The sequence below is a fragment of the Bacillus cereus group sp. MYBK95-2 genome (assembly GCF_051915225.1).
Lineage (GTDB): Bacteria > Bacillota > Bacilli > Bacillales > Bacillaceae_G > Bacillus_A > Bacillus_A cereus.
Genome location: NZ_JBQAEH010000006.1, coordinates 154,187 through 173,949, shown reverse-complemented (window position 1 = coordinate 173,949; position 19,763 = coordinate 154,187). Strand labels below are relative to the sequence as shown.

Genomic DNA, 19,763 nt, shown 5'->3' with positions numbered 1-19,763 from the left:
CGACTTGAACTATCTTAATTTTAATAATATGTATTGGATTCTGTCCCAAATATTATTGTGCCATGTTAAGTTATTGTATTTTATTTTTGCACCAGAACTGTTTTCTTTTCATAGGGTAATTTGTCCAATTAAAAACTACTTCCACTACAAAGATCAACTCTTTAATAGAGTTGATCTTTTTTAATTTTGAATATTTTAATTTTTAATAACAATACAATCCTATATTATGTTAACATATAAGTATATCCCAATATTACCAATAATTATTAAATTTTCCACAGTAATATTTGTTACTAGAAACTTCTATTTCACTGCTTTTTTCGCTGTTGTTCTCTCATAAAATAATAATAAAACCTCTTAACTTATTTGAAAGGCGTTATTATTTCAACTAACATTTAAATCTTAAAATACCCTTTCTTGATCCCGCAAAAATAATAAAGATGAATATATGAACAATGAATTAAAAACAATTATTATAAACTGAAAATTTACTTTTTATTTACAAAAAAATGAGGATATGGTAAATTTAAATTGTAAGATTTTCCATTAGTGTAAAATCTTAACAAAATATAAACTGATAGAAATGGGGAATTAGTATGAAAAAAGCTATTATCGGTGCAATTGCTGCAGGTGTTTTAGTAGTTCCAGCTTCAATGAATGTATTTGCCGCAGAAAAAACAGTTGGAAAGTCCGAAATTGTGACAGCGGATAGCACAATAACTGAAGGATTTGTAGCAGATGAAAACAATTCTGGCAATAAACCTCAGTTATACGCAGGTGTAACGTCTGGTAAAGCAGACGGTGGGTATTGGATTAGAGGAAAAAGAGATGGAAACGTCATTTCCGAATATAAACATTATACAAAACAAGGTAGAGCAACAGTTACAAATGGAAAAGGCGTCTACAATGATGGAAAATGGCAGAAGAAAGATGTATTTAGCAAAGCAAAAGCTACATGGACATCTAGTGGTACAAATAAAGCGAATTACGATAATAAATAATATTCAAAAACAAGAGAAGTTTAAAAACTTCTCTTGTTTTTGAATATAGATAATTAGTGATATTAGATTTTTCTAAGAGGTGTTTGCATGAAAAAAATCATTTTTATTTTAATGGCAGCAACGCTGGCATTAACTGCATTTTTATCTTTAAATATTTTTAAAGAATATAAAACACAACAGTTATTCTATAAAAATACAACTAGTATTACTTTAAATTTTGAAGAAGAGAAAAGTTACACTAAGAATTACATTGAATTTTTACAAAGTTTAGCAAAGAAATATAATGTGAATATTTCAAAATACATATACCCGGGAGAAAATGATTTACATATTTTTACAACTGATACTGGTTTAAATAACCATATCAAGTTAAAATCAGGGAAGTTTCCAGAAGTAAATTCAAACAAATTTATAAGTACTTCTGAAATTGAGAGCACAGATCAAATTGGTATTATAAAAAGAATAGATTCGAAAACTAAAATAACTATCCAACCTTTAAGTGCAGATGAAAATTTTGATGGAAGTGGTATGTACTATATCTCGACTCAAGATAAAGAAAAAATAAATGCCATGTTAAAAGAACTAAATGAAAATGTAGCTAAAACAGAAATTTTTGGCGAAAATAAAGCCGATTTTATATATTTACTTGAGAGCAATGGGTTTCAAATATTTTGTATATTTTTGATTGTATTATGCATCTTTGTTGCGATTATTCACTATATCATTCGTAGATTGAAAGATATAGCTATCATGCAAACATTGGGCTATACAAGAAAAAAAATAGTTAGCTTCTTTATCTTTAATTTAGGGAAAATCATGATACTATCAAGTCTTATGATTTATGTATTATTTATTATGTATTGTATATTTACAGATAGTACAGATTTTTATTTTGAATTATCATGTATTTTTTGGATTATAGCAATTACATTGAGTTTTATTTTAATTATACCTATCACAATAATTACGATAGTAGCCTTTACTAGAAATATAAATGTTTCAAAAATAAAAGGTAACAAGCCATATATATTAGTTAGCACATTAAATTTCACTTTAAAATTTCTATTTATAGTCGTAATGTTATTGTCCACGTATCATTGGAAAATCCTATCGAATGAACTCAATCAAAAGATAGATAATTTATCTAATTGGTCAAAAACTAAACATATTTATAAAACTCAAGTTACTTTCGCTAAGGGCGACGATTTAGGTGCGGAAGAAAAAATTAGCAAAAAAATGAAAGACCTTTACTTGGATATGGAAAAACAACATGGTGGCTTTCTAATTAGTACGTCAAATTATGACAAAATAGATGGAAAGTATATCTATGATTTAAATAATGAAAATGGGGATCCGAAGTTAGAACCTTCCGGAAATAGTGTTACTATAAATTCAAACTATTTATCTTATAATCCTATTAAATCAGTTAAAAAAACAATCAAAGAGCAAATTATTCATGATTCGAATACTATGAATATATTAGTGCCTGAAAAATTAAAGGAATATGAGAAGGAGATATATAAGAATTATAGAAAACATTTTTATTTCCAAAAAGTTGAAGTTGATAACATTTATAATGAGGAACTAGGAAGAGAGAAAAATAACACTAAAGAACAAGAGTTAAATATAAATATTATATATGTAAAAAATAATCAAGATTATTTTACTTATGATTCAACTATAAAAGCGGAAGATAAAAATCTCATTAGAGATCCTATTGCAATTATTGATACAGGTATCTTCAATCAATCCTTTTATTTGTCATATGTTGCATCTGAATTTTATTTTAAAACTAATAGTGAGCAACCATACGATAGTATAAGGGCTACCATTACTAAAAATGAGGCTCAATCAACTATACAAAATATCACCTCAGTATATGATCGTTTAGCGTTTGAAATTCAAAACCTAAAAACAGAAAAAGAAAATTTATTGATCGCAATGATCATATTAATCGTCTCGAATTTTCTAATAACTTATAACACTATTTCTAGTTACTATGAAAAAAACAAGTTCAATTTGTATATTAAACAGTTATTTGGATTTAGCGCTATAAAGCGCAATAAAATTATGATTACTTTATTGTTATTAGTAAATATTATACCTATTATATCTGTATCTATATATGTTATTGATACTTATGTGATTTCTATAGGTATTTTGATCCTAATCTTAGAAATTTTAATAAGCTATTTCTTTGATAAGAAATTAAGCAATCAAACATTCAATGCTATCATAAAAGGAGAACATTAGTAATGATTGAATTAGTGAATATAAATAAGAAATTTGGTAATAAAGTTGTATTAAAAGACTTCTCATTGAAGATTGAAGATACAGACTTCATCGCAATCGTTGGGGAAAGTGGAAAAGGAAAAACGACGTTATTAAATATTATTGGTTTATTAGAACAAAGCGACTCTGGAGATATAATTATAGAAGAACAAATGAATCCAAACAAAAAGCAAACCTTACTATTGCAACGTGAAAAATTAGCTTATCTATTTCAAAATTACGCTTTAATGGAAAACGAAACGGTAGAGAAAAATTTATTAATAGCCCTAGAATATCAAAAAAATATCGATAAAAGAAAAATAATAAAAGAAGCTTTACAAAAAGTGAATTTGCCTAATTATGAGAAGAAAAAAATTTTTGAGCTTAGTGGTGGAGAACAACAAAGAATCGCTTTAGCAAGAATACTTATTAAAAAATGCGACTACATTTTAGCTGATGAGCCAACTGGTAATTTAGATAACAATAATCGAGATTTAGTGTTTAACATATTAAAAGACCTTAATGAAGATGGAAAAACGATAATATTTGTTACACATGATATGGAATTGGCCTCTAGAGCAAAAAAAATTATAACAATTTAGCGTAGGTTAAAAAAAAACTATTTTTACCCATACCATTAAAATAGTATGAGACTGATATTAATGCATCATTTGCAAAACGAAAGGACGATTCTTATGTATTTATAGAATCGTCTCTTCGTTACTATACGTATCCTTATTAAAGTCATTAAAATGGGTCCTATTGCAAAAAATCGAGAAGCTGATATTGTGTATGAAATATTGTATAAAAGAAGCTTATAACGATTTAATAGTGATGAATTATTAAATCAGTTGGAATCTGTTCGTAAAAAAGTAAGGTATGTAGAAAACAGCGCTAGTAATTGGGCTAGGATTAATCCCACTCTGTTCTTAATTTAAGGAATTCCAAAACGTTCTAACTTCAATGGAAGACCGCCTGCACCACAAGCTTAATTGTTCCGCAAAGAAAGTCATACTACTTGTATGGCTTTTTCTTTATTTTAGTTACTTAAGCCCTACATTTTTATCTGATTTGCTTTTGATGGTGTAGAAGAGGGAAAAGATATAGAAGCATAAAGTGAAACTTTGCCCTCACCAATTGGGCTTTTACGGGCAGCCCGCCCCCACCTAATTTCTTTGCTTTCGCTGAATTTTGAGGTGGGGATCTTACTGCCCGTTAATGCGGGATAAAAGAAAACCGCCTGAAATGATATGTACTTGAATAGTAGTACATAAAAAATACAAATAACAATAAATTAAATATCGTTAAAACAAAAAGGAGATGTCCCAGGCATGGTACTAGGACATCTCCTTTACTTATCTAAATTCTACAAAGCACTATCAATTAAACAATTATTAAATATATCTTCTATCTAAAACATCGTATTATCATTAGCTGCTTCACTTGGAATCTCTTGAATTACATCCCAGTGTTCGACAATCTTTCCATCCTTGATACGAAATATATCCACTATAGCAACTCCCTTATCTTGAGAATTAGTACGAGAATGTACATGAAGAGCAACTGTATCCCCTTCAGCTACTACACGTTTAATCTCTGCAGAGGAATTAGGATTTTTAACAAAATCATCCTTAAAGAAATCCATGAAGGCTTTTCGTCCATCAGCAACAAAAGGATTATGTTGCTTATAATCTTCGCTAACATATTTAGGGATAATATCGATATTATGTTTGTTAAAAACTTCATTATAGAAATCAACTACCATCTTTTTATTCTTTTCATTTTCTTTCACTTCTTTTGATACAGAAGCAACATTCTCGCTCTTTATTGAGTTTCCTTTGTTATTACCGGTGGAAGCTTGATATACCAAAGTCGAAACTACTCCTAAAATAAATACAGAAATAATTGTTATGATTAAACTTTTCTCTAATTTCATATATACCTACCTCTTCTACTTAAATAAGTTTTCTTCTATAAAAAGTTTGAAGAAGGAGAAACCTTCCCAAAAATGTAATGTCAGGGGTAATGTTAGGAATTTCATTTATCCTAACCTCCCCCTATACAAGGCATATTAGAAACGATTAACTCTAACTTAATACCTCATTAACAGTTGCACTGTCCACAATTTGAATAAACTTCTTAACCTTATCGTTCTCATCAAACTTATAAAGGTGACAAAAATCTGCTATGAACGATTTCCCTGTAGCTTTATATGTCCCACTATATTTTCCATACACGATAACAGTATTGTTATTAAAAGCATAAATTTCATCTTTAGCGCTATAGTCATCCCATTCTGTGCCAAGACGTTCATGTACGTTTTTCACTACTTCATCTGGACCTATATAAGTACCTGCATATGGAAACCCAGCAGCTTCTGTCCAAGATACATTTTCACTTAAATACGTTTTGAACGTATCCAATTTCCCTTCGCCAGTTAACACATACGTTTCATGTAATAGTTTTTGATATTTATTCATATCATTAACCCCAAGGCATTTCTTTTGTTACAACTTTTGCACTTAATTCTAATACACCTTTATTTGCATAGCCTGGATATGCTGCTTCAAGTTTTGCCACAAAATCTTTTGAAGTTCCACTTTCCTCAGAAGCTTGAACCGCCGTTCTTAGATAATCCATTGTCGCAGTAAGTGCTTGATTATTTAGGGATTTTTCGATTGATCCATGGCTAGGCACAATTATGTCAGCATGTAATGCTTGTAATACTTTCAAGTTCTCAATCCATGCCTCCATAGCCGCTTTTGAGCTAGTATCCGCTAAGAATACATGTATTTCGTTAAATACATCGATACCACCAATTAATACTTTTAGTTCTTTATTAAATAGGCTAGTTCTGTAATGATCTAAGCCTACTAGTTCAAATGTTAACCCCTGAAAATCAATCGCTTTTTCTTTAAATACTTGAGGTAATACCACGTTACTTGGTGCATTTTCTCCAAGGGCGTCTTTCCAAACTTTTAATTTCCCTAAGACAGAATGAACGATATGTTCAACAGTAGACTCTGTTGCATACGCTATAGCTTCTGGGTAAACGGCTTTAATGCTCTCTAATCCAAAGTAGTAGTCTGGATCCCCATGAATAATAAAGATTTTATCTAAAGATAAGTTATTTTTTTTCAGATACTCAACAATTTCTTTCGAATCAGACTGAGTAAATTTTGAGTTTATTAAAAATGCATGTCCTGCTTTCTCAACTAATGTTGCTGTGACCATAAAGCTTTTTTCGTCCGAACTAAACACCGTTAATTTCACATCTTTTTGATTTGTATCGATTGTTGTAAACATAGTATGTTATTCTCCTTTTGTTAAAGTTATTAACTAATTATCATATTTTTATCTTGTTCCGATAAAGTGAAACTTTAATCAGTGGGGGTTTTGTTCATCCCCCACTGATTATTAGCCCACACCAATCGGACTTTTACGGACAGTTGATCCCCCACCTAACTTCTTTGCTTCCACTGAATTTTGAGGTGGGGGTCTTACTGCCCGTTAAAGCGGGATAAAATCTCCCACTCCCATTTATCTGAAAGTGTAATAGTACTGGCGAATATTCCGTAGATAAATGTCAGGTGGCTTAAGATAACATGTTTGCTACTATATCCTAAATTTTCTTAATATAAATTTTTAAAACGCGCTTCAATTTTATCCGGCGTCATTACGCCACCACCAATAGGAATAATTTGATTATCCTTTTGTAAAAGTAATGAAGGATAGCTATTAACACCACGCTGTCGAACTTTATTGAAATCATTTTGGACATCTATTATTGTTTCTTGAGCGTTTAAACGTTCTAATACTTGTTCAGGGTCCAAACCATGCTCGATTGCAATTTTGCGATATGTTTCTGGATCACTCAGACTTTGGCCCTCATAATAAAACGCTTTTTGCATAGCCGAAGTGAATTCTAATAAACGGTCTGGCGCTAATGAGCGTAAAGCTGAAAAACCAATTGCAGCATCTTTCGAATTCATTTTAAAAGTCCCTTCCTCCACCAATTTTTGATAGGAAGGACCAAATTCAGCACCTGTAAGTTGATTAATTCTTTTATTTCCTTCTTCTATATATGAGAAGTGTTTCATTGGTAAATTATCCAAAAATAACCCTCCACATAAAACCGTTAATGGTACTTCAGTGTGGTTTTTGTAAAATCCTTTAATACTTTCTGAAAAACCATAGCACCATCCACAATATGCATCCCATACGTAAATAAGATTATCTTGTTTCGTCTCCATTTAAATCTCCTACCTTTTTTTTATTATCCAGCTCAACTAAATTTTTGGTTTATATAGGTACATCTTTTTATACCTTATTCTTTTTTAGATACCTTACTATATTTCCCCAAAACTAATATTTCCAAAGAAAGATCCACCAAGGTTTTTAACAAAAGATAACGTTTCACCTTATTGCCCCGTAACAGAAAATACTAAAGCTTAGAATATGCATCGATTTGAATGTGTTAGTAACTTTCTACACCGGGTGGCAACGTATGGACCACCATCCTTAATTAAATATATAAATCATATTTTTAGCAGATATTATTTGTAACTAAATTGATTACATCTTTATGTAACTATTTTAGTTACAACTAATATAGAAGTCAATTCTTTTTTTCGAAAACATTAAATTTCTACATTATAACGAAATTCTGTGTTAACTTGTAAAAAAAAAAAAGAGGAGCCATCTCCTCTTCATAAATAAACACTATTTAATTTGTTCCTTATACTCATGGTTAACAACTACATACCACTTTCCTGTATCAAATTTTTCTTTATTAATCACGTAAACTTTATTTTGTCTCTTTACCTCCCCTGGTTTTAATTCCTTAGTAATACTAGAGGTCTCACCTTTTTCAACCGCATAACTACTAGCTGCTAACACATCACTTTGATAAGCATTATCATTTTCATCCACTAAATCCACTGATGGTAAAACGGCTAATTTCATCGGTTCGTTTGTGATATTTTTCCCTTCTGCTTCTACAACAATAAAGACATGTCCATCTTCAGGTTTTTGGAATCCTATACTCTCTTTACCAACCTTATCTCTTTCTACAACTCTTTTTACAGTTACATCAAATTTAGGTGTATGAAAATCCTTGTTTACAGCATACTCTTTTTCTTTTATTTTTGATTTCTCTTTTGTTTGTTCTGTATTTTTCTGCTTTGTATTCTCTTTCGTTTTCGCCTCATCAGTTGTTTGCACTTTCTTTTCTTCTTGTTTAGAATTGGTTTCTTTAGATTCTGAAGAAGTTTTGTCGGATGTATTGCCGCAACCAGATAAATTGAATACTAAAGCGCCACCTAAAATACATGTAGTAAATTTTTTCAACATCTCTTTTTATCCCCCAATAACACGATATGTAAATTTCTTACTTATCATAGCAAAAAATATGATCTTAAATTGTTGTATCTTGTCGAATGATTAAGAATAATCAAGTTACTCCACGTCCTCTTTTATTATAAAGGTAAATATAACGTCTATAAAACCTGCTATAATAGGTTTTTACACCCTTAGCATACAATTTTTCACTTTCGGTAATGTGCCCCCTATTTGAAAGGTAATTGAAATATTAAGACCAACTGATAGAGGTGTTTATGTGGAATTATTTGAGTATTATAAAAAAAAGGGAAAGTTGAAGTGTTTAATTGGAACTGGGCTTTTTCTTTATGGATTAATTGGTATGTATAATACTTGGGGTAATATTAATTGGGGACCAGTAATCTTAATTATTATAGCTTCTCTTGTATTTTTTAGTATTGGATTTTGGCAATTAAGAAAAGGAAATTTACTCGAAAAAAATATAATTAAAAATGATTTAACATTTTGGGATATTGATACTTATGTTTTGTTAGAATTACCCGGCAATAATAAACATTTAGGTTTATATACTCCTGATGGAAGATATGTAGCAGGAACAAAGATGATTTCTTCAACATTACCTATTTTAAAAAATAAAGAAGTTTTTGGATTGGAAGCAAGTGATGGAGAAATCCTTGCATATTTTCAAAGTGAAGTTGAAAATTATGATTGGGCTATTTATGATTCGAATTATAATTGTGTAGGTATGTTTAAAGAAAATATGATACAAGGATTTGGAATGGTACGTGGTTCCTTGATGAATGAAAAAGAGATAAAAATTTCTGAGATAGAAGTGGAATTTGATTTTTTCGAAACGTCTTTTCGTACAATGGATGATCGTATATTAATAAACTGCAAGAGGGGATATATGCCTTTAGAATGGAGTGAAAGATTTGGCTTAAATGTACCGATTATTAGATTAGGTAATAATATTTCTAATGCTGAAAAAATATTTGGTTTAGGTATTCTTCTTTATATTTTAGAAACAATTAAAGTAAGAAAAAGTAGGATTTTTAATGATTAGAATTAAATATTTATATTATAAAATTTATTGAATCTTTTATTAGGGATTACATCGCTGAAAGTAAAATATTGTATACTTCGGAATTACTTTACGTTCACTTCTTGGAATTGATGAGCATTTGTTATGCTAGAACCAACTGGAAATGGAAACGGCAAGCGAGTATACTCCGCTTGCCGTTTTTTCATAGCTTCGTATGTATTTGAATTCCTTTCGCTTTCTCTTCTTCACCCTTCACACGTACAATTAAATCATATGATCCGGATTTTGGCGCTTCAAAAGAAAGCAAACCTTCTTTTTGAGAAGTGACTTCTTCTTCATAAATGACCTTATCATCTTTTGTGACTTGCAATAAAATCGTACCTTCTTCAACTGCTGCCTCATAAGGAATTTCCACATTTCCTTTTTCAGCTTTAAGCGTTTGTACATCGTAATACCCCTGCAAAGAACCAATTGTTAAAGTCGTTTCGCCATTTTTTTGAACCTTTGTGACTTTTGTTGCTGTATTACATGCGCTTAACAATACAACAAGAGTCAAAATGAGAAATGAACGAAGCAATTTCATAGAGAGTCCCCCTTCCATTAAATATATTAAGGATAAAATATACAATCTAACATATCATTACAATTATAGTTGAAAAATAAGGAAAATTATATAACAGGAAATGCAACTATAAACAATCACTGACCATTAGTCTACAACCAATCCCACACCCCAACACAAAAGAAAAAAGCACCAGGTCCCCCCTAGTGCTCTCCCTCTAAAACAAATGACAAGCCACTTCATGCCCTTTCGCAATCTCAACCATCTTCGGTACTTCCTGTGCGCATTTTTCAGTGGCGAATTTGCAGCGCGTTCTAAATTTGCAGCCGGACGGTGAGTTGAGCGGGCTTGGAACTTCCCCCTCTAGGATGATCCGTTCTTTGCCTGTGTTTGTTGGATCTAGTTCTGGCATAGATGAGAGTAGTGCTTGTGTGTATGGATGTGCCGGTTTTGTGTATAAGTCTTCGCTGTCGGCAATTTCTACTATGTTTCCTAAGTACATGACTCCGATTCGATCTGATATGTGTCTTACCATCGATAGGTCATGTGCGATGAATAAATATGTGACGCCTGTTTCTTCTTGAATGTCTTGCAGCATGTTTACGACTTGCGCTTGGACTGAGACATCTAGTGCTGAGATTGGTTCGTCACATAGGATAAAGTCTGGTTTTACAGATAGTGCGCGCGCGATGCTAATGCGCTGGCGCTGGCCCCCGCTAAATTCGTGCGGGTAGCGATATAAATGTTCTTCTTTTAGGCCTACCTTTTTAAGCAGGTCTAATATGATTTCTTTTTGTTCTTCTTTTTCATAAGATCCATGAATGTTCATTGGCTCACTAATAATTTGGAATACGTTCATTGCCGGGTTTAATGATCCGTATGGATCTTGGAAAATGATTTGCATTCTTTTTCGATATTCTTTTAGTTCACTTTCCTTTAAACTTGCGATATCTTTTCCGTCGAATAAAACGTTACCTGAAGTGACGTCGTGTAAACGAATGATGCTTCTTCCTGTCGTTGATTTTCCGCAGCCAGATTCTCCTACTAACCCGAATGTTTCACCTTTTTTAATTGTAAAGCTTAAGTCATCGACTGCTTTTAATTGCTCTGTTTTTCTACCGAATAGTCCTTTTTTAATAGGAAAATACTTTTTTAAGTTCCGAACTTCAATTAAGTTTTCTTCATGCATGGGAATCACCTACCGCCCTATCATTTAACCAGCACATGGAACGCCTTCCGTCTCCGATTTCAAAATATGGCGGACGTTCTTTTTCACAAATGTCCATCGCATGCGGGCAACGCTCTGCGAATGGGCAACCTTGTGGTGGATTTAATAAGTTTGGCGTTACACCTTGAATAGGAGCGAGTCTTTCTTTTACGCCGTTCGATATTTTTGGCAGAGAGTTTAATAGCCCTTTCGTATATGGATGATTCGGCGATTGGAAAATATCAAGTACAGGTCCTTCTTCCATAATAAGCCCGCCGTACATAACGATGACGCGCGTACAGTTTTGCGCGACAATTCCTAAGTCATGCGTAATAAGAAGTAACGCCATATTCGTTTCGTTCTTTAAGTTTTTCATTAAATCTAGTATTTGCGCCTGTATCGTTACATCAAGTGCAGTCGTCGGTTCGTCAGCAATAAGAAGGTCTGGGTTACAAGACATCGCCATTGCGATCATAACCCGCTGCTTCATACCACCGCTTAGTTCATGCGGATATTGTTTTACCCTTTCTTCTGGTGACGAAAGACCGACTTGTTTTAACAAGTTAATCGCGATCTGCTCTGCTTCTTTCTTTTTCACTTTTTGATGACGTATAATTACTTCCATCATTTGTTTCCCAATTTTCACGACCGGATTTAGCGCTGACATTGGGTCTTGAGAGATAAGTGAAATTTGATTTCCTCTAATAGAACGTAATTCTTTTTCAGATTTAGAAAGTATGTTTTCATTATGAAAAAAGATTTCCCCTTCTTTCACTTTTCCTGGTGACGTAACGAGAGACATAACAGACTTCGCCATTACACTCTTCCCGCTTCCAGATTCCCCAACGATACCGACTACTTCTCCTTTATTTAAGCGAAATGTAACGCCGCGAACTGCTTCAACTTCGCCACTTTCTATGAAAAAAGAAGTCTTTAAATTTTTCACTTCTAGTAGTTTTTCAGACACGCTTCTCACTCCTTTCACTTAATACTTTAGTTTTCATGTCCAGCTCCTTTTGGTGCGAAAGCTTTCTTCAATGCTTCACCAATTACGTTAAAACTAAGTACCGTTAAAAGGATAAGGAATCCTGGGAAGAGCGTTAAATACCAAGCTTCACCAATATATCCTTGCGCATTGTTTAGCATGCTGCCCCAAGAAGAATCTGGTTCTCTAATACCTAAACCTAGGAAACTAAGTGATGATTCCATTAAAATCGATGTCGCAATCGTTAATGTCGCGGCGATAATAATGGTTGATAAAATGTTAGGAATGATATGTCTTACAATAATCATAAGTGATTTTTGTCCTGATACTTTTGCGTATAAAACGTACTCACGCTCTTTTACAGATAACGTTTCTGCCCTTACAATACGGGCGGTGTCCATCCATGTTAGTAATCCGATAATAAGAACTAACGTCGTAATTCCTGGTTTTAAATACGCATTTAATAGTAGCATTAAAAAGAATGATGGAATTGACATAAGTACTTCAACAACCCTCATTAAAAAGTTGTCTAACTTTCCGCCAAAATACCCGCTAATTGTTCCAACTGCAGTACCGATTGTAATAGAAACAACCATCGCAAGGAAACCGACCGCAAGTGAAACTCGTCCGCCATATAACGCTCTCGTTAAGTAATCCCTTCCGTAATCATCCGTTCCGAAAGGATGACTCATACTCGGTTCTTGTAAGCGATCTGGAATCGACATTTTGCTAGGATCGTACGGCGACACGAATGCGAAAATTGATGCGACCGTTAAAATCGCAAGTATAATAACTCCCATTGCAACAAACTTATTTTTTGTAAAGCTATGTTTTATCGTTTGAAATCTCCTATTATTCATTCCAAATCACCCCCTCATTCGAATGCGCGGATCTACTACGCCATATAAAATATCAGCAATTAAGTTACCGAGAATTAACATGAATGATGATAGTAATGTAATTGCCATGATAATCGGATAATCAAATCTAAAAATAGCATTTACCCCAAGTGAACCAAGCCCCGGCCATGAGAATACTGTTTCCGTAATGAACGCTCCGCCTACTAAACTTGGAATCGATAATCCGAAAATTGTAATGATCGGTATTAATACATTTCGAAGTACGTGATTAAATAACACCGTTTTCTTTGAAGCGCCGTACGCATATTGAATTTGTACATATTCTTCTTCTAATTGCTGAATCGTACTTGAACGAATATATCTCATATAAACAGATACGTTTTGGAATGCTAACACCATACAAGGTAAAATGCCGTGTTGCACAATATCCCAGACAGAATCTTTACCTACGGTGCGCATACCCATACTCGGAAGTAGGTTCAATTTTAAAGAGAATAAGTAGACTAATAGTAGTGCAAACCAGAAAACCGGCATAGAAATACCAACGTATGAAATAAAGTTTACAATGCGGTCAAAGAATGAATTCTTTTTCACACCTGTAAATAGTCCAAGTGGTATTGCGATTACGAATGAGACGAGTAAAGATGATCCCATTAACCCAATTGTTGCAGGTAATCTTTCTGTGATAAGATCTAAAACAGGACGATGATTTTGAAGTGAGTAACCAAAATTTCCTGTTAAAATGTTTTTTAACCATAAAAAATACTGCACGTAAATTGGTTGATCTAGTCCTAAACTTTTGCGAATACGCTCCACATCAATTGGACTCATATTTGGCGTTACAAAGTTTCGAACCGGATCCCCCGGTGCTAGTTTTATTAATAGAAAAGAAATAATAGAAATAACAAATAAAAGCGGAATTGCATTTAAAAGCCTCTTCGCAATTACTTTATACACAAACTTCCCCCCTCAAGCTAAAGAAGCTGATTTCCACCAGCTTCTTTATTGTTTCTTATTTCACTTCATAAATCTTAGATAGATCTTCAAACATTGTGACAGGAATTGCTTTCGCTTCTTTTAATCCATCAAACTTTTTATCTACTGCAATAACTGCTTTCGGATACGCGATTGGTAGATAAGGTACGTCTTCTCTCGCTGTCTCTTGAATTTTATGGTATAGCTCTGCGCGTTTTGTTTTATCTGTTTCAACTGCAGCTTCTTCCCATAACTTATCGAAATCAGCGTTTTTATATCGTGCATAATTGTATTCAGCATTACTTAAGAATAAGCTCTTATATGAATCTGGCTCAGGTCCCATTATGTAACCACCAAATGTAATATCATATTCTTTATTCTCTTTATCTAAGCCTTTTTCACTTGCCGCACTAGCATCTAATGCATTTAGTTCAACTTCTAAGCCAACTTCTTTTAATTTTTGTTGTGTATATAACGCTAAGCTTTCCATAATTTTATTATTCGTTACATACATCACACGTACTTTTTCTTTATCTTTCACGCCAGCTTTTGCTAATAAATCTTTCGCTTCTTTTTTATCATACTTATAGTCTTTAATATCTTTCGCATAATACATAGCGTCTGGCGTTAAGATTGAATTTGCTGGTTCTGCAAATTCACCTGAAACGAATGCTGAGTTAATCATTTCTTTTTTATCTAACGCATGCGCAATTGCTTGGCGCACTTCTTTTTTCTTCATCAAATCTGTATTCATGTTATAAGATAAGTAGAATAATCTACCTTCAGGGAATGTCACCATTGAGAAGTTCCCAGTACTATCTAGTTTCTTAAAGTCTTGCGGCTCAATCATCTTCATGTTGATTTGACCATTTTGCAGTGAAACATTTGCTGTATTACGGTCTTTTACAACGCGGTATACGATAGAGTCTAATTTAGCTTTCCCACCTACATAATCATCAAATCGATCTAATGCAACGTACTCATCTGATTTATACTCTTTAAACTTAAACGGCCCTGATCCTACAGGCTGTAAGTTTTTCTTACTCTTCGCTAAATCTGCTTCCCCTTCAAATACATGTTTCGGAATTGGGAAGAAATCATTCATCACACCTTCGAAAGATGCGCTTACTTGTGGTAAAACGAATTGAGTTGTTAACTCATCTACCTTTTTCACCTCAAGCGGCTTTCCTTTAAAAATAAAGTTTTCACGACTTGAGCTATTTTGCTTCTCATCCAAAATAGATTGGAATGTAAATGCTATATCGTCTGATGTAATTTTCTTACCATCATGCCATTTCAAATTATCTTTTAACTTCAGTGTCCAAGTTAATTGATCTTCTGAAGGCGTAAAGCTCTCAGCAAGAACAAACTTTTTCTTACCGTTTTCCATATGATATAGCGGCGCATATAAAGCTTGCTGCACAGTTAATGACACACGATCATTCGCATAAAGCGGATTCATCGTATCTGGATTATCGCTAACACCAATCGTTAACGCCCCTCCGTCTTTCGGAGTCCCTGATTTACTAGTTCCTGCTTGCTTCGAATCTTTTTCCCCTGAACAAGCAGCTAATGCAATAAATAATAGTAGGACAAATGGTAATACAAACAACTTCTTCTTCATATTTCGACCCCTCTCGACTATTTACACCTATAAGAAAACTCGGAATTAATACCGAGTTTTCTTATAGGTTTTAAATTACCACTACCCTTATATAAAGTCAAACTTTTTCGCAAAGGTAGAAAGTTTGTAATCTATTAATGCATTCTTGCGATAAACTATATTTATGCGGAGGAGAAAATAAAAAGACCACGAATAAGTAGCCTCATAAAATGAGTTAAAAAACTATCAACTTACAGAAAATCCCTCTAAAATGATTGTTTTATATGATCTAAAATGTAGAATGAAATTAAAGACAAAAAACACATTTAGGAGGTTATCATGACATTTGATGAATTGAAAAAAAGACCACCAAAAGGCAGTCTCAAAACTCAATCTTATTCCCTACTCCTTGCTCCACCGCTTTCTCATACAAATACTTTGCAACAATAATATCTACTACTGCCAAACCAACCGATTTAAAAACAGTAATCTCTTCATCATTTTCGCGCCCAGCTTTTTCTCCGCTTATAATTTGACCAAGTTCAGCGTGAATGGCGTTTGCTTTGAATAGACCTTCTTTTATCGGAACTTGAAGGTCTCCTGTTTCGTCTAGTGCTGCTTCTTTTGATTCGACTACTACTTTGTTTGCTTTAGCTATGGCATGTGAGGGTAGTTCTTGCATGCTCGGTCTGAATGAGCCGACGGCGTTTACGTGGACGCCTTTTTGCAAGATTTCTGAGAAGACTGGTGTGGTTGCGTTCGTAGTTGTGACGATGATGTCTGCTTCACGTACTGCTTCATTTGGATCCTTGTAAACGTAAGCAGGTTTACCAAATTTCTCTTGTATATATTGCGCAAATGCATACGCTTTTTCTTCTGTGCGATTGTATAAGATGACTTTTTCGATATCTCTAACCGCAAATATTGCTTCGGCAATTCCTTTCGCTTGTTCACCCGTGCCGATAATGCATAAAGTTTTTGCGTTATGACGAGCTAAATATTTTGTCGCTACTCCTGATAAGGCGCCCGTTCGGATCATCGTTAAGTACGATCCTTCTAGAAGTGCGAGCGGTTCTCCCGTTTGAAAGTCTGATAGCATCACAATCCCATTGATCGTTTTCTTTCCTATCTGTTTATTTTGCGGGACTACCGTTACTATTTTTACTCCAAGTGCCTCAAGTCCTTCCGCTACTGAAGGCATAATTAATGCCGTATTTTGCTCGTTCGCAAATGGTAATGAGCCTCTTATTGGTGTAATCGTTCTTTCTGCGGAAAATTCTTTTAAAGCAAGCGCCGCGTATTCAATAACTTCATTCATATTTACTAAGTTTCTTTGTTCGTTCGCGCTTATGACAAGCATATCTTTCCACCCCCTCCTCTTATCCTAACAAAAATCCTCGATTCAAATCATCTCTCGGATCTACAACGAACTGATGAAATCCTGTAATAAAGGCATTCCCCGTTACTTTTGGAACGACAGCTTCATATGTATCTACTGCGGTTACGGATAATACTTCTCCCTGGAATTTCCCATCAGTAATGCATTCATGGATGAATACTTCTCCTTTTTGCAAGGTAGCTTTTTCAAAAAGAGTTGCGATTCTCGCTGAAGTTCCTGTACCGCAAGGAGAACGGTCTACTTGCCCATCAGCAAAAATCGTTACATTTCGTAGCGTAGCACCTTTGTCTTTCGGTTCATCTGAAAAGATAACGCCGTATATTCCTTTCAATCCTTCTTCAAGTGGATGTTTCACTTCCATTTTTCTCTCTATATAATGTTTAATTTTACCGCCCCACATTTGAATAGCAGATAAATCTTTGAAATCAACTTTCAAACCAAATTCTTTACAGTCTACAACAGCGTAAAATGCTCCTCCAAACGCGATATCTACTTGAAATTCATAGTTATCTATTTTAATAGGAACGTCTTTTTTGTATACAAATGAAGGAACATTTTCAAATGATACAGATTCTACTTCACTCCCGTTATATTTTGCATACGCAATAACTTCTCCGGCTGGGCTATCAATAATGAACTTTTGTTTTTCACCCTTTACTTCCAACATGCCTGTTTCAATTCCAACTGTAATAACAGCGATAATGCCATGACCACACATCGTACTCCATCCTTCATTGTGCATAAATAAAACACCAAAATCAGCGTGGGCACTTGCTGGCGGTGTAATGATACAACCGTACATTCCGTGATGCCCTCTCGGTTCATACATCAGAATTTCACGAAGGTAATCCAAATGTTCCATGCAGTAGGCGCGTCTTTCCAGCTGCGTTTCTCCTTTTATTTCTGGCACTCCGCCCGTAATAATTCGAAGCGGCTCCCCAGCTACGTGTGCATCAATCGTTGTATATATTTTACTAACCTTCATTTCGATCTCTCCCCTATACGTTGATACTCTTTTCATTGCAAATATCATGCCAACGCATAGGGTATAAATTTGTATGCATTTTTTAGAAAAACATACACTACTGTCTATTTTTTTATACACTGTCCAGAGTCTATGTTATGGGGGCCCCCTTGATACAACCAGTCTTATTATTTTCAATGTAAAGTTACTTCGCTCCCCAACATATACTGTTCAAAAGCAAAAAGGAAGTGATCCAATGTACTACGGAACAAAGGGCTGGTACGTAGCTGAACTAAAAAAATTAGGCGTACGCTATCATGAAGGACGAAAATTAGAAAGTTACCGCGGACACGTATTACGCAATTTATTAATCGCACAACAAGAGAAATTAAAAGAACAGTAATAGATTCTCCTATCACAATATCAACTTATCGCCGCCTACAAACTGCCAATCAATCACACATCAAACTACACTAAAAAGGTCACCCAAACGGGTGACCTTCCTTTCTTATTCACAAACAAGAATTTGTCTAGTAAATGATCCTTTTCTTGTAATACAGCGATCTGTAATTTCAAACCCTGCTTCATGGATCATGTCGTCCATTGTCTCCATCGTTACAACGACTACCTTTTTAGCGATGCGGCGCGCACTTGAAAGAATGGAGAGCTGGTCTTCTGGTGTGGCATGCGTAAATAGGTCGTACGGCATATCGATAATGGCAACGTCGTAGTTCTCAGTAATTTCCTCGATTGGTCCTTTTGTTACTGTTCCTTCAAATCCGAAATGTGCGATATTTTTTCTTGTTCCAAGAACTACAAGTGGATTTATATCTCTACCAACGATGTTAATCCCCATAGAAAGTGCTTCTACTACTACTGTTCCAATACCGCAGCACGGGTCAATTGCTCGTACTCCCTCTGGATTTGGTACAGCGATATTTGCAACTGATCTCGCAACACGTGTGCTAAGAGATGTCGAATAACTATGCGGTTTTTTTATGTGATGATACCAAACGGGTTCGCTTTCTACATAGTGCCCGAAGTACCAGCGTCCTCCAAGAGGAACAATCCCGAATACACGCTCTGGATTACGAACATCCGCTTCTCCTTCAATATGCATGCCGAGGTCTCGTTCAATAAGACGTCTTTCTCCATATTCAATTTTATTCTCTCCAACGAGGTCATTAATTTTAACGAAGATGACTTTGAACGTCGCTCCTGCCAAGTCAATTTGTTCCACTTGTTTTAAGATACTTTCTAAGTCGTCTCCTTCATACATAACTTCAATTCGCTCTTTAATAAACGCACTTCTACTCGGGTCAATTTTGACATCACTTTTTAAAATATTAACGTGGGACTCCATTCCAAAGAACGAGCGCATTTCCAAGTAACATAAAGCACGCTCCTCCTCACGAAATGCATACGTATATATACAGGCAGGTGTTTTACTATGATTACTCAATCTATTATCATCCTTTATCGTTTAAAATTGTTATGATTACAATTACTCAAATACTTTTCTTTTGTATATAAAATTAAATGATATCATATGCC

19 protein-coding genes are annotated in these 19,763 nt (G+C 34.1%); 5 read left to right on the top strand and 14 right to left on the bottom strand.

Annotation, left to right across the window (positions count from 1 at the left end):
- Positions 1 to 596 precede the first annotated feature (596 nt).
- From ACTFN4_RS20270 to ACTFN4_RS20260, 3 genes are all read left to right on the top strand, one after another.
- Entirely contained in the window at positions 597 to 1,001 is a 405-nt protein-coding gene (locus ACTFN4_RS20270; RefSeq protein ID WP_000709112.1) for a lactococcin 972 family bacteriocin, read from the top strand.
- An 87-nt stretch (positions 1,002 to 1,088) separates the two neighbouring features.
- Entirely contained in the window at positions 1,089 to 3,254 is a 2,166-nt protein-coding gene (locus tag ACTFN4_RS20265) for a DUF1430 domain-containing protein (protein WP_322370247.1), read from the top strand.
- A gap of 2 nt (positions 3,255 to 3,256) precedes the next feature.
- Positions 3,257 to 3,874 (top strand): putative bacteriocin export ABC transporter, encoded by a 618-nt coding sequence (locus ACTFN4_RS20260; protein WP_000571715.1) that lies wholly within the window; start codon positions 3,257 to 3,259, stop codon positions 3,872 to 3,874.
- Between the two features lie 809 nt (positions 3,875 to 4,683).
- Here ACTFN4_RS20260 and ACTFN4_RS20255 read toward each other — a convergent pair.
- From ACTFN4_RS20255 to ACTFN4_RS20235, 5 genes are all read right to left on the bottom strand, one after another.
- On the bottom strand, positions 4,684 to 5,208 hold the full coding sequence (locus ACTFN4_RS20255; protein WP_000764211.1) for a nuclear transport factor 2 family protein: 525 nt from the start codon (positions 5,206 to 5,208) through the stop codon (positions 4,684 to 4,686).
- A gap of 151 nt (positions 5,209 to 5,359) precedes the next feature.
- Positions 5,360 to 5,752 (bottom strand): nuclear transport factor 2 family protein, encoded by a 393-nt coding sequence (locus tag ACTFN4_RS20250; protein ID WP_001046381.1) that lies wholly within the window; start codon positions 5,750 to 5,752, stop codon positions 5,360 to 5,362.
- Between the two features lie 4 nt (positions 5,753 to 5,756).
- A complete protein-coding gene (locus ACTFN4_RS20245) occupies positions 5,757 to 6,578 on the bottom strand; it encodes a cytoplasmic protein (protein ID WP_439962708.1) in 822 nt (273 codons plus the stop codon).
- Between the two features lie 326 nt (positions 6,579 to 6,904).
- The gene (locus tag ACTFN4_RS20240; protein WP_439962707.1) at positions 6,905 to 7,525 is read right to left on the bottom strand and encodes a DsbA family protein; all 621 of its coding nucleotides are present in this window, start codon (positions 7,523 to 7,525) and stop codon (positions 6,905 to 6,907) included.
- A 469-nt stretch (positions 7,526 to 7,994) separates the two neighbouring features.
- Positions 7,995 to 8,624, bottom strand: a complete 630-nt coding sequence (locus tag ACTFN4_RS20235) for a hypothetical protein (RefSeq protein ID WP_048538044.1) — start codon at positions 8,622 to 8,624, stop codon at positions 7,995 to 7,997.
- Between the two features lie 265 nt (positions 8,625 to 8,889).
- Here ACTFN4_RS20235 and ACTFN4_RS20230 point away from each other — a divergent pair, with 265 nt between their 5' ends.
- The gene (locus ACTFN4_RS20230; RefSeq protein WP_071740892.1) at positions 8,890 to 9,675 is read left to right on the top strand and encodes an ABC transporter ATP-binding protein; all 786 of its coding nucleotides are present in this window, start codon (positions 8,890 to 8,892) and stop codon (positions 9,673 to 9,675) included.
- Positions 9,676 to 9,856: 181 nt separating this feature from the next.
- Here ACTFN4_RS20230 and ACTFN4_RS20225 read toward each other — a convergent pair whose 3' ends face one another.
- The 8 genes from ACTFN4_RS20225 to ACTFN4_RS20190 form a co-directional block, all read right to left on the bottom strand.
- Positions 9,857 to 10,237 carry a BA_1872 family lipoprotein gene (locus ACTFN4_RS20225; RefSeq protein ID WP_000771857.1) on the bottom strand — a complete coding sequence of 127 codons (381 nt, stop codon included), beginning with the start codon at positions 10,235 to 10,237 and terminating at the stop codon, positions 9,857 to 9,859.
- Positions 10,238 to 10,433: 196 nt separating this feature from the next.
- Entirely contained in the window at positions 10,434 to 11,405 is a 972-nt protein-coding gene (locus ACTFN4_RS20220) for an ABC transporter ATP-binding protein (RefSeq protein ID WP_439962706.1), read from the bottom strand.
- Complete coding sequence (locus ACTFN4_RS20215) at positions 11,398 to 12,390, bottom strand: ABC transporter ATP-binding protein (RefSeq protein WP_439962705.1); 993 nt, start codon at positions 12,388 to 12,390, stop codon at positions 11,398 to 11,400. The genes ACTFN4_RS20220 and ACTFN4_RS20215 overlap by 8 nt, the downstream gene beginning before the upstream one ends.
- 26 nt (positions 12,391 to 12,416) lie before the next feature.
- A complete protein-coding gene (locus ACTFN4_RS20210; protein WP_001065278.1) occupies positions 12,417 to 13,268 on the bottom strand; it encodes an ABC transporter permease in 852 nt (283 codons plus the stop codon).
- Positions 13,269 to 13,274: 6 nt separating this feature from the next.
- A complete protein-coding gene (locus ACTFN4_RS20205; RefSeq protein ID WP_086388829.1) occupies positions 13,275 to 14,225 on the bottom strand; it encodes an ABC transporter permease in 951 nt (316 codons plus the stop codon).
- 55 nt (positions 14,226 to 14,280) lie between these two features.
- Positions 14,281 to 15,867 (bottom strand): ABC transporter substrate-binding protein, encoded by a 1,587-nt coding sequence (locus ACTFN4_RS20200; protein WP_064532647.1) that lies wholly within the window; start codon positions 15,865 to 15,867, stop codon positions 14,281 to 14,283.
- Positions 15,868 to 16,228: 361 nt separating this feature from the next.
- A complete protein-coding gene (locus ACTFN4_RS20195) occupies positions 16,229 to 17,206 on the bottom strand; it encodes an ornithine cyclodeaminase family protein (protein ID WP_078187162.1) in 978 nt (325 codons plus the stop codon).
- A gap of 19 nt (positions 17,207 to 17,225) precedes the next feature.
- Positions 17,226 to 18,230 carry a proline racemase family protein gene (locus ACTFN4_RS20190; RefSeq protein ID WP_439962704.1) on the bottom strand — a complete coding sequence of 335 codons (1,005 nt, stop codon included), beginning with the start codon at positions 18,228 to 18,230 and terminating at the stop codon, positions 17,226 to 17,228.
- Between the two features lie 106 nt (positions 18,231 to 18,336).
- Between ACTFN4_RS20190 and ACTFN4_RS20185 the strand changes: the two genes are divergently transcribed.
- Positions 18,337 to 18,612: a YflJ family protein gene (locus tag ACTFN4_RS20185; RefSeq protein WP_113732248.1), complete on the top strand. Its 276-nt coding sequence runs from the start codon at positions 18,337 to 18,339 to the stop codon at positions 18,610 to 18,612.
- Between the two features lie 105 nt (positions 18,613 to 18,717).
- Here the strand turns inward: ACTFN4_RS20185 and ACTFN4_RS20180 are convergent, their stop codons facing one another.
- Positions 18,718 to 19,671, bottom strand: a complete 954-nt coding sequence (locus ACTFN4_RS20180) for a TRM11 family SAM-dependent methyltransferase (protein ID WP_074554175.1) — start codon at positions 19,669 to 19,671, stop codon at positions 18,718 to 18,720.
- Positions 19,672 to 19,763 lie beyond the last annotated feature (92 nt).

Coding starts and splice junctions, on each gene's coding strand:
- ACTFN4_RS20195 (WP_078187162.1), bottom strand. CDS start 17,206: ATGCTTGTCATAAGCGCGAACGAACAAAGAAACTTAGTAAATATGAAT.
- ACTFN4_RS20250 (WP_001046381.1), bottom strand. CDS start 5,752: ATGAATAAATATCAAAAACTATTACATGAAACGTATGTGTTAACTGGC.
- ACTFN4_RS20265 (WP_322370247.1), top strand. CDS start 1,089: ATGAAAAAAATCATTTTTATTTTAATGGCAGCAACGCTGGCATTAACT.
- ACTFN4_RS20220 (WP_439962706.1), bottom strand. CDS start 11,405: ATGCATGAAGAAAACTTAATTGAAGTTCGGAACTTAAAAAAGTATTTT.
- ACTFN4_RS20240 (WP_439962707.1), bottom strand. CDS start 7,525: ATGGAGACGAAACAAGATAATCTTATTTACGTATGGGATGCATATTGT.
- ACTFN4_RS20260 (WP_000571715.1), top strand. CDS start 3,257: ATGATTGAATTAGTGAATATAAATAAGAAATTTGGTAATAAAGTTGTA.
- ACTFN4_RS20255 (WP_000764211.1), bottom strand. CDS start 5,208: ATGAAATTAGAGAAAAGTTTAATCATAACAATTATTTCTGTATTTATT.
- ACTFN4_RS20245 (WP_439962708.1), bottom strand. CDS start 6,578: ATGTTTACAACAATCGATACAAATCAAAAAGATGTGAAATTAACGGTG.
- ACTFN4_RS20200 (WP_064532647.1), bottom strand. CDS start 15,867: ATGAAGAAGAAGTTGTTTGTATTACCATTTGTCCTACTATTATTTATT.
- ACTFN4_RS20225 (WP_000771857.1), bottom strand. CDS start 10,237: ATGAAATTGCTTCGTTCATTTCTCATTTTGACTCTTGTTGTATTGTTA.
- ACTFN4_RS20190 (WP_439962704.1), bottom strand. CDS start 18,230: ATGAAGGTTAGTAAAATATATACAACGATTGATGCACACGTAGCTGGG.
- ACTFN4_RS20210 (WP_001065278.1), bottom strand. CDS start 13,268: ATGAATAATAGGAGATTTCAAACGATAAAACATAGCTTTACAAAAAAT.
- ACTFN4_RS20235 (WP_048538044.1), bottom strand. CDS start 8,624: ATGTTGAAAAAATTTACTACATGTATTTTAGGTGGCGCTTTAGTATTC.
- ACTFN4_RS20270 (WP_000709112.1), top strand. CDS start 597: ATGAAAAAAGCTATTATCGGTGCAATTGCTGCAGGTGTTTTAGTAGTT.